Raw genomic sequence first — 2,692 nt, forward strand, 5'->3', positions numbered from 1 at the left:
GAATATTTTGTCTGCATTCATGGAAATCCAATATCCACCAGAAGCAGCTATATTACCCATAGATACAATTATAGGTTTTTGCTCCCTTGTCAGTTTGACTTCTCGACCAATAACTTCCGATGCTGAACATATCGATAATTATTACCAATAATTGAAGTATTAGGACCAATCATTGAATAGTCGCCAATTTCTAATCCTTTGTGATGAGATGAAATAAAACATCCAGTTGCAATTGAAACATTTTCACCAATTTTCAAAACACCATCAGCAGCTTTTATTTTTGTAAAAGAACCTATTTCAGTATCTTTTCCAATTGTCAATAAATCACTCAATTCGACTTCTGCTTTGGGGCTAACTTTTGCTCCATATTTCAACAGATAATAAATAGTGACTATGGGAGCAGGAATTAAAAAACGCCGGATTACCTTGCCTATTTTCATATTAAATTATCTATCCTAATTTTCATCAACTAATCCTTACTTAACTGTAAAATTATATTTTTTTATTTGATATTATTTGATTATCCGAAAGGTAAATCACCTAAGTTTAAAACCACTTTTTGTCCGGTGATAGAATTTGCCCAGCTAGAGGCTAAAAACAAAATGCTTTGAGCAACTTCAATAGGTTGTAAATTTCTGCCAAAATCTCTGGAAGCTGCTATCCTTTTTGTAAAATCTGAAGGAACACATGATACAAGGTCTGTCTCTGTCATGTTGGGCACAACAAAGTTGACTTGTATATTTAATTTAGCTAGTTCTTTTGCTAAACTTTTTGTGTAACCGACTACAGCACTTTTTGCAGTTATATATTGACTTTGCCCAGTGACTGGATTGTCTACAAAAATTGTTGAGATATTAATTATTTTACCAAACTTTTGTTGTTTGAAAATCGGCAATATGGTTTGACAACAATTGTGCATTCCTTTTAAGGATACTTCTAATTCACTTAAATAATCTTGCCACTCTAGTTTTACAACATTTTTGGGTATAGCTTCTTTGACTGCATTATTAACCAATACATTGACAGTGCAAAATTTTTCTACTACCTGAGCAATGAACTTCTTAACTTCTAACTTATCTCTAATATCACATTGCAATGAAATAGCGGTTCCCCCATTTTTTTCAATATCCTCAACAATTAACTCTGCATCTTTTTTCCCTTTGTAATAATTAACGATAACTTTCGCACCCTGCATGGCAAATAATTTGGCAGTTGCTGCTCCTATTCCACGACTAGCACCAGTAATAACCACCACTTTATCTTTTAAACCTATATCTATATAATTAGATTTGATTTCTTGGCAGCTAATAATTTTTTGTGGTGGAGAATTTACTACTACATTTAATTTTCCTGTTGCTAAAACAGCATTTTCTTTTAAAAGGGTAGTAGCTACTTCCATAGATTCACTTGCCACAGAAACTTTCCCAACTTCTCCAACAAGTTTTATTGATTCAGATAAAGGAACTTGGTCTGGAAATGAAAATTGAAATTTGGCAAATGTGGCATATTTTCCCGGCAATTTCATTTCCACCAATGTCGATAATAAGAGGGTTGAAATTAAGTTATGGCTAATTGGTATATCTAAAGAATTACTGTTATTAAAAAAACCTTCGTTAATAATATAATCTATATACTTTTTAAGTAGTATAGAGTTGAGTGATACATTTAACTCTTCTTTTTTATTGGCTATTTCATTAATAGTCCAGTTATTTTCTGAGATTTCATCTGATAAGCAAGAAGTTTGATTCTGCTCTATATCTCTAATTTCTTTACTAAAAGAGTATAAAGTAAAACCACCCTTAGACTTTATTACTATCTCTTCAGTCAGATGATTGTACCAGGTAGAATTATAGGAAAATTTTCCACTTTCTGTTTCTGAATATGTGTAGTCTAGTCTAATTTCATCACCAATTAATATTGGCTTACGAAAACTGGTATCTAATTCTAAAAATTCTATTTTTTGGTCGGGAAAATTTTCTTGAATTAGACAAATAAAACTAAAGGGTAACATCCCATGAACAAGTCGTTGGCGATATTTTGTTTTTCTCGCAAACTCCTCATCCATATGCAAAGAGTTATAATCGCCAGTGATGGAGGCAAAATTTGCCACCATTTTTTCAGATATTTTGAATACCTTTTCCATGGTCTTTTCTTTCCTGAGCAAAAGTATTTCTAAGTTAGCTCTTGCTGATTAATTCTAAAAGTATTGACTGATATTGGTTTTAGCGTTTTAGATTCAAAAAAAGTACCAGCTTTTCGGTGGCAAGAGCTGCATAAAGCTAGTATTTTGGTATGATTATGGCAGAAAAATTGAGAGACAATTCTTAACTCCTACCTCCTCGCTCATTCCCATTTCTCCTGTCTCCTACAAAGAGCAAAAAGACTTTATTCAGGAAACCCTAATTAATTAGTATGGTTACTAATAACTTTTTTAATTTCCGAGAAATTTATCATAGAATCAATTTGATCCATTGTTAGAGTAATCTCGAATTCTTCTTCTAAAGCAGTAATCATTTTCAGATTATTTAAGGAATCCCAAGTATCAGCATTGTCTGGTCCGAATTCATCGGTTATTTCTTCATCATCAATTTCCAAAATATCTGTCATAATTTCTTTGATTTTTTCTTCTAGAGCTTCCATTAATTTCTCCTTTTTTTTTAATAAGATATTGCTTTTAAGGGCAGGTTTAAAT

3 protein-coding genes and 1 pseudogene are annotated in these 2,692 nt (G+C 31.9%); all 4 read right to left on the bottom strand.

The annotated features are described in order from the left end of the window. A pseudogene (locus tag F6K13_RS27395) lies at nt 1-126 on the bottom strand (S49 family peptidase); the annotation flags it as partial. Then, nucleotides 90-440 (bottom strand): hypothetical protein, encoded by a 351-nt coding sequence (locus F6K13_RS27400; protein WP_287289043.1) that lies wholly within the window; start codon nt 438-440, stop codon nt 90-92. The gene F6K13_RS27400 and the pseudogene F6K13_RS27395, both read right to left, overlap by 37 nt. 80 nt (nt 441-520) lie before the next feature. Then, entirely contained in the window at nt 521-2,143 is a 1,623-nt protein-coding gene (locus F6K13_RS27405; protein ID WP_287289044.1) for an SDR family oxidoreductase, read from the bottom strand. Between the two features lie 260 nt (nt 2,144-2,403). Further along, the coding region (locus F6K13_RS27410) for an acyl carrier protein (RefSeq protein ID WP_287289046.1) at nt 2,404-2,692 on the bottom strand (289 nt) is incomplete at its 5' end.

It is taken from the genome of Okeania sp. SIO2B9 (assembly GCF_010672505.1).
GTDB lineage: Bacteria > Cyanobacteriota > Cyanobacteriia > Cyanobacteriales > Microcoleaceae > Okeania > Okeania hirsuta.

Coding starts and splice junctions, on each gene's coding strand:
- F6K13_RS27405 (WP_287289044.1), bottom strand. CDS start 2,143: ATGGAAAAGGTATTCAAAATATCTGAAAAAATGGTGGCAAATTTTGCC.
- F6K13_RS27400 (WP_287289043.1), bottom strand. CDS start 440: ATGAAAATAGGCAAGGTAATCCGGCGTTTTTTAATTCCTGCTCCCATA.